This window comes from Methylorubrum salsuginis (assembly GCF_900114375.1).
Classification (GTDB): domain Bacteria; phylum Pseudomonadota; class Alphaproteobacteria; order Rhizobiales; family Beijerinckiaceae; genus Methylobacterium; species Methylobacterium salsuginis.
This window is the reverse complement of sequence record NZ_FOSV01000031.1, coordinates 41,789-48,964: the sequence shown is the minus strand read 5'-3', so window position 1 is coordinate 48,964 and position 7,176 is coordinate 41,789. Positions and strand designations below refer to the sequence as shown.

At 69.6% G+C, this 7,176-nt stretch carries 5 protein-coding genes; 3 read left to right on the top strand and 2 right to left on the bottom strand.

Features of this window, described 5'->3' with window-relative positions; translation table 11 throughout:
* A partial coding sequence (locus BM140_RS23005; protein WP_165616543.1) for a transposase occupies positions 1-323 on the top strand: 323 nt, incomplete at its 5' end.
* Between the two features lie 337 nt (positions 324-660).
* Positions 661-1,659, top strand: a complete 999-nt coding sequence (locus BM140_RS23000) for a DUF535 family protein (RefSeq protein ID WP_091951526.1) — start codon at positions 661-663, stop codon at positions 1,657-1,659.
* 279 nt (positions 1,660-1,938) lie between these two features.
* Here the strand turns inward: BM140_RS23000 and BM140_RS22995 are convergent, their stop codons facing one another.
* Positions 1,939-4,131 (bottom strand): WD40/YVTN/BNR-like repeat-containing protein, encoded by a 2,193-nt coding sequence (locus BM140_RS22995; protein ID WP_091951524.1) that lies wholly within the window; start codon positions 4,129-4,131, stop codon positions 1,939-1,941.
* Positions 4,132-4,135: 4 nt separating this feature from the next.
* Positions 4,136-5,530 carry an O-antigen ligase family protein gene (locus BM140_RS22990; protein ID WP_165616541.1) on the bottom strand — a complete coding sequence of 465 codons (1,395 nt, stop codon included), beginning with the start codon at positions 5,528-5,530 and terminating at the stop codon, positions 4,136-4,138.
* 280 nt (positions 5,531-5,810) lie between these two features.
* Between BM140_RS22990 and BM140_RS22985 the strand changes: the two genes are divergently transcribed.
* Positions 5,811-7,172: an oligosaccharide flippase family protein gene (locus tag BM140_RS22985; RefSeq protein WP_165616540.1), complete on the top strand. Its 1,362-nt coding sequence runs from the start codon at positions 5,811-5,813 to the stop codon at positions 7,170-7,172.
* Positions 7,173-7,176: the final 4 nt, after the last annotated feature.

Genomic DNA, 7,176 nt, shown 5'->3' with positions numbered 1-7,176 from the left:
ATGCCATCCCGCCGCTGAGCACGGGCCGGCGCGGTCGACCGCGCCGACGCCCCGACAAGCTGCACGCCGACAAGGCCTACGAGGCCAAGGCGCGCCGCCAGGAGTGTCGGGCGCGTGGGATCGTCCCACGCATCGCCCGCAAAGGCATCGAGAGCAGCCAAAAGCTCGGCCGCCACCGCTGGGTCGTGGAGCGCACTCACGCTTGGTTCAACCGCTTCCGCCGCCTGCCCGTCCGCTACGAGCGCCGCGCCGACATCTACGACGCCTTCACCACCCTCGCAGCCAGCCTCATCACCCTCAAACAGATCAGACGGTTCTGTTAGGCGCTCTAAGCCCACGGCCCGCCCGAGGCTACAGGCGAGCCGCAGCATGAGGGCCGCAAGCCAAGATTGCGGTAGATCCGAGCCGCCTTCACGATCTTGCGGGCGATCGTGGCCGTGAACATGGCAGGCGGCGCTCGTATGGATTGTGGGCCGATCAATCCTGCGCGAACCTTGCCCACGTGCAAGGTACTGACACCTACCACGAAAGGTGAGGAGCGAAGTGCGCACATATCCAAAAGATTGCTTAGGCCGATCTGCCGTTTTCATCCATTACTCTTTCGCTGGTTATCAATGGAAACTACCGTCCCTGCAGTCTTTATAAGGCCTTGCGTCCAACATGTCCGATGCGCCTCGCCTGTTTTGGAGCCGTCTCCGCAGTGCTGGACCGAGCAGGGTCGCACGCGCCGCCATCATGGCCTTACGCCACCGGAAGGCCCTTCTTCCCTTGCGCCGGGCACGACCGGACAGCGCCCTTGGGCGCCTCATCGCGGCACGCCCCGAGGTCTGGGGTATGGTCGTTACGCCCTATCTGTCGGCACGCTGGTCGCCGCCACAGCGGCTCGCTCGCATCGTAGATCACTGCGAGACGATCGAGCGGCTGGGCTTTCCCCTCGACACGCCCCTCGACAGCTTCGTGAACCTTCTCGTGCTCGACGAGATCGACCCCGTCTTCCGCATCGTACTCGACCAGCCGAGCTGGCTGCTGCGCGACGGTCAAGCCACCTTCAGTCTCTGGGAGGGCGCCGATCGGCTGGTCTCTCTCTCATACTGCCTGTCCTCCGACGGCGGCATTCTCACCGCCCATATCGGAGGGTGTCAGGGTCGCGGCGAGGCGGGCGTGCTCGACCGCTATCGCCGCTTCACCAAACGGGCCGAGGGCATACGGCCGATCGACTTCACGATCGAACTGTTCCGCCTGTTCTGCCGCAGCCTCGGCGTGACCCATATCCGCGCCGTCTCGGGCGCGAACCACCATCAGCAAAGCGCCTACAGCGTGCAGGTTTGCGGCGGCGTCGCGGTTCACCTGAGCTACGACGCGCTCTGGGCCAGCCGCGACGGCCACCCTCTCCCAGACGGCGATTACGCGCTCGCGCTCGACCCGCCACGCCGCGCGCCCGAGGAGATTCCGGCAAACAAGCGCGCCATGTATCGGCGCCGCTACGCCCTCGTCGATGCCCTCGCATCTCGGCTGGAGCAGGTGGTGCGGGACGGCGAGCGTCCCGGCATGCTCGGCCGATACCCGCGGCCCACCGGCTCACCGCGAAGTGTCCCCACGCCGGCGCGGAGCCCGGCCGCCTTGATCGACTTCGGGCATACGCCGGCTCCCTCACAATGACCGGCCCCAACGCTGCGAGCTGAGACGACGTTCTGTTGGGCGCTCTAAGACCAATCGGCGATGATCCTGACTCATCGGCGATTGCCCCCGCGACGGCGGGGCGGCGGGCGTCCACCGGACACACGGAACAGGACTATCGGCCCGGTTCCGTGCCGCTTGGTACAACTTTGAACTTGGACCAACGCGTGGGGGTCGATCAGCCCCCGTACGAAACCCCGTTTCCGCCAGCCTCCTGAACCGACGCCCTCTGCCACGCCGCATGAAGGGCCGAAGTCGCACTCAGAGGCTTCCATAGGCCCAACCGGAGCCGGCAAATCCGACATAGACACGCCCGAAGACCGCCTTATCGGCCTCAAGGGCGGCGATGCGGTCGAGGCTGCCCGTCGGGAACCCGTCACCCAATTGTGCCCAGGTCGTGCCGGCATCCGTCGAGCGGTGCAAGCCCCAGCGCGCTGCGACGTAGCCTGCGATATACAGGGCCGGGATTTCGCTGCCGGTGGCCGCCTTGCCGAAAGCGAAGTCCGACACCTCGCTCACGCTGCCCAGCGCATCCCAAGTCCGACCCCCGTCCCGCGAATGGCGCAAGGCGCCGTAGCGCTCGGCGCTCGAATGGCCGGCGGTGTAGTACAGGTGCCCGGCCTGCCCCGGCACGGCGCGCAGCTTGGCGTGGAAGCGGTCGGTCCAGGCCCGGCCTTGCGTACGGAAGGCGTGCCGCCGGGTCCAGTACGCGCCGCCATCGGTCGAGGCGAACAGGCCTGCCGGGTGGTGGACGAGGTAGAACGTCCCTGGCACCATCCGGTCGGCGCAGAGGGCAAAGCGGCGGATATGGATCGGGGCACCGAAGCCGCCCGCATCTGCTTCCCCAAGGCCCTCGACGGCGCAAGGCCGCCAAGTCGCGCCTCCGTCGCGGGTGTAATGCGGCAGGCCGCGCCCCTCGCCGGGCATCCACACGAGGTTGGCCGGGGTCGAGGCGGCGATGAAGCCCTTCCCGCTCGTCGCCTCGGCCCACGACGGGCGGCGGCTGAACCGCCGCCAGGTCCGACCGCCATCGGTCGAGAAGCCCGATCGATCACGGTCGCTCGCCTGCTGCGAGCTCATCGTCGCAACGAGGAAGGTGGGGTCGCCGCTCGCGTAGTCGATGCCCCAGCAATGGGTGAAGGCCGGGTCGGGACCGTGCCGGGCCGGGTAGGCATCGGGGTCGGTCACACGCCAGACGCCCCGGTCCATGCAGGTGAGGAGTGCTGCCGAATCCGCCCCCGGCGGGTGGAGGCACTGGGTCGCGACGAGTTGCTCGATGTTGCGGCTGCACGAGGTCCAGCCCACCGATCGCGCGCCGGGTGGGAAGGTCGCCTCCCACATGCCGATGCCCTGCGCGAACAGGAGCCGGTCCGGCCGGGCGGGATCGAAGCGGATGTCGCCATTCGACATCCAGACCTCGTCGGTCCAGGCGAGCCAGGGGATGTCCTCGGCCGTGCGGCGCAGCGCCGTGCGGGGGATCGGAGACTGCCAGCTGCGGCCACCGTCGAGGCTCTCGCACAGGCTGCCGTCGACCTTGCCGGCGAGGATGCGGCCGGGGGCATGGAGCGAGGCGGTGATGCTGTGCCACGCCTCCGCGCCGGTGTCCGGCGGAGACAGCGTGCTCCAGCGTCCATCGAAGCGGTTGAGCTGGCGGGCCGGATCGGTCTCGGTCCCACCGACTGCGTAGAGGAGGCCGCGGGGGTCGATCGCCGCATGGCGCAATCCCTTCGGTGAGCCCGGCAGGAGCGACCAGGTCGCACCGCCGTCGAGCGAGCGGTGGACACCCGCCCCCCAGGGGCAGGCGTAGACGACCGAGGCGCGTCCGTCCCACTGCGGCGCGGTGGGATCGACGATCACGAGGTACCCCATCGCCTCGTCCCCCAGCATCCCAGCGACGGGCACATCCGTTACGGAGCGCCAGCTGCGCCCCCCGTCATGGCTCACCCGCAGCGGGTCGCGCGGGGCACCGACATAGACCGTGTCGGGATCATGCGGATCGACGGCGATCTTGCGGCCATTCACCTTGCTCTCGTTGGCCACGCCCCCCATGCCCTCGACCCGTGGGTAGGCGGTGCGCGCCCAACTCCGGCCGGCATCGTCCGAGCGGTAGAGCCAGCCGTCGAGGCCCATGTAGAGTCGGCGCGTCAGGCTCGGGGCGAGGGCGACGTCGAGCGGCCAGGAGGTCGCGGGCGAATCCTCATGGCGATCTTCGGGCGGCATAGAGGCGCGTGTGACGAGCGGGCGCCAGCCCGTCGCCTGAGGCTCCCGGATCCAGGCGCCGTAGGTGTCGGTGCGGACCACGGCGGTCCCGTCGGCGGCAAGGTCCATTCCGACGAGGAAGCCGCCCGCGCCGATCCGCAGCGTCCGCCAGCGGGTTTCTCCCACCCCGGCCCGGAGGGCGTCCGGCCGGAGCACCGCGGCACCGGCCAGCGCGAGGAGGTCGCGCCGCCGCATCGCGTCAGGCTCCGCTCGGCCGGGGCGCCCGCTCGGCCACGAGATCGGGCAAGGGGGCAGGCAAGGGGGCAGGCAAGGGGGCAGGCAAGGGGGTGGGCGCTGGGGCTTCGGCGCGGGCGACGGCGCCACTCAGCATGCCGAGGATCACGCCGACGGCCATCGCGTGGATGTACTGCGCCTCCTTCGAGATCAGGACGTATTCCAGGCTCGAATGGGCATAGATCATCAGCAGGCCGACGCCGAGGCCGAGAAGCAGGTCGCCGCGGGGGCTGCCGCGGGTCCGCCAGCCGACCGACAGGGCCGCGACGAGGGGATATGCCAACATCAAGGTGAAGGCGACAAGGCCGGCATAGCCGGTCTCGGCGGCGGTCAGCCAGTAGACATTGTGGACGATGTTGCTGCGGCTGCCCTCGAACGGCGCCACGCCGGCCCGGTCGGAATAGCCGAAGTTCTTGGCCATATAGACGTAATGGTTCGCCCCCACGCCGAGGGGATGGTCGTGCAGGATAAAGGCCGCCGAGCGCTCGAAGGCGGCGCGCTCGTCGTACTCGTCTTCCGTGAGCGGGTTGGCCTCGAACCGCTTCTCGAAGGAGTGGATCACGGCGGGTAGCATCGCCAAGAGCACAAGGCCGCCGCCGAGGCCGACGAGGCCCTTGCGCAAGGTCCAGTGCCGCAGCGCCGAGACCGCGTAGATCAGCGCGAGGCCGAGCCCCGCATAGAGAAGCGCCGCGCGGGAGGTGGTGAGCACCACCACGACGATGCCGGCGAGCGTCGCGGCGAAGGCCCGCCCGCTTCGGGCGCCCGCGAGCAGCAGCGCCGCCTGCGGGAACAGCACGAGGTGCGTCACGAGGCCGAGCGTGTTCTGGTGGTAGAAGGTGCCGGAGGTCTGCACCACGCCGAGGGCGAGGCGCTGCCAGATGACGAACAGCGCTTCAAGCAAGAGGCCGAACGCCATGCCGGTCAGGAGGTTGTCGAGGGCGACCGCATCGGAGCAGGCGCGCGCCACGACGATCAGGAGCAGCGCCGCGCGGCAGAATTGCCAGACGTAGAACGAGGCCGCGACCGGCTCGTCCGCTTGAAGCATCGAGAGGACGACGGCCCCGAGATAAAGCAGCAGGAGTAAGCCGAACGCCGCCCCGCCCCGGCGGCGCGGCTGCCCGAGCAGCAGCGCCACCGCCAGCACGTCGATGACGGTCACTTCGAGGCCGTTGACGAGACCGGGCCAGTCGAGCCCCCAGGAGACGAGCGCGATGTCCAGTTGAGGGGCCGCCGGCAGCACGAAGGGCAGGAATCCAACGAGAATCCAGATGCGCTTGCCGAATACGTCTCCGCCGCGCAGCCACAAGGCGAAGGGCAGGAGGGCGCCGAGCGCGACGAACAGCACCAGGATCTTGATCAAGGCCGACCGCCTCCGGTGCCTGGGATCCGGCGACCCGCCAAGGCGCGCTGCCTCCGGTTGCTCGCCCGGTGTCCCGCCCCCGAGTCTAGCAGCGCCGCCCCCGTATCCGAGCGGTGCCATCGGGCGGCGCGCCGCGCCCTTCGGCGCGGGCGGCTACGCCTTTCGATGCGAGGTCCAGCCGGATAGCCAACAAAGGCGTAATCGCCATTTCGGCCGCGCTCGCCCTAGGCTCGGCTCCGTCCGCCGCACCCGGCGGGCAGCACGAGGACGAAGCCATCCGATGAGCGTCGCGGCCTTGGGTCGGAGCGTCGTCCTGGGCGGGGCGGCCTGGACGATCGGCACCTACGTGGCGGTCGTGGCCGTGCGCTTCGGCTCCAATATCGTTCTGTCGCGACTGATTGCGCCCGAAGTGTTCGGGATGGTGGCGATCGTCTCGGCGGTCCGGGCCGGAGCGGACCTGCTCTCGGATGTCGGGATCGGCCAGAGCGTCGTCACGCATCCGGATGGAGAGAAGGCGGCGTTCCGCGACACGGCGTGGACGGTCCAGTTGATTCGCGGGCTCCTCCTGTTCGCGGCCTGCCTGATGCTCGCGGGCCCCGTCGCCGACCTCTACGGCGTGCCCGAGGCCGTCATCCAACTCGGCGCCGTGACGGTCGCCCTGCTCGGTGCGACCTCGACCTCGATCTACCTGCTGCAGCGGCGCCTGCAGCTCGCCCGCCTGAACCTGTTCGACCTCGCCCAGGACGTGATCAGCTCGGTCTCCGTCCTGTGCCTCGCGGCCCTGAGCCCGACGATCTGGGCGATCCTGGCCGCCAACATCCTGGCCGCGACGGTGCGGGTGGCGATGAGCTTCCTGCTGCCCGAGGCGCGCAACCGCCCGGCCCTCCAGCGGGACCACGCCCGCGCGATCCTACGCTTCGGCAAGTGGATCTTCGCGTGGTCGTTTCTCGGCTTCCTGTGCCTGAACGTCGACCGGCTCTATCTCGGGCAGGCGGTGCCGCTGGCGGTGCTCGGCGTCTACGGCATCGCCCGCACGATGGCCGACCTGCCGGCCATGCTCGCGGGGCGGCTCGGCCACTCGCTGATCTTCCCGCTGGTCTCGGCCTCGGCCAGCCTGCCGCGGGGGAGCCTGCGCCGGGAGATCGCGCCATTGCGTCTCCATTTCCTCCTGGCGGCGGCGCTCTGTCTCGCCGGGGCGATCGCGCTGGGCGATTGTGCGATTCGGGCGATCTACGACCCGCGCTATGCCGAGGCCGGCTGGATGCTGCCGCTGCTACTCGCGGGCACCTGGGGCACCGTTCTGTGCGCCACGAACGAGTACGTCCTGATCGGCCTCGGGCGACCGCAATACAGCGCTGCGGGCAATTGCCTGAAGCTCGCCTACCTGATCCTCGCGCTGCCGGCCGGGTTCGGGGCCGCCGGCCTCACCGGGGCGATTCTCGTTCTAGCGAGCGCCGAAGCGGTTCGCTACGCGGCCCTTCTCGCTGGGCCGATCCGCGAGCGGATCGCCTTCCGGGGCCAGGATCTCCTCGCCACTCTGATGCTGGTCGGCCTCGTGGCCGTCTTTACGCTTCTGCGCCACGAAGCCGGCTTCGGCACCGCCTTCGATGGCATCCCGCTTCCGGGAGGCCCGCCGCCATGAGCGA

Bases quoted from the DNA above. Each gene is read 5' to 3' on its own strand.
- BM140_RS22995 (WP_091951524.1), bottom strand. From the start codon at position 4,131: ATGCGGCGGCGCGACCTCCTCGCGCTGGCCGGTGCCGCGGTGCTCCGG.
- BM140_RS23000 (WP_091951526.1), top strand. From the start codon at position 661: ATGTCCGATGCGCCTCGCCTGTTTTGGAGCCGTCTCCGCAGTGCTGGA.
- BM140_RS22985 (WP_165616540.1), top strand. From the start codon at position 5,811: ATGAGCGTCGCGGCCTTGGGTCGGAGCGTCGTCCTGGGCGGGGCGGCC.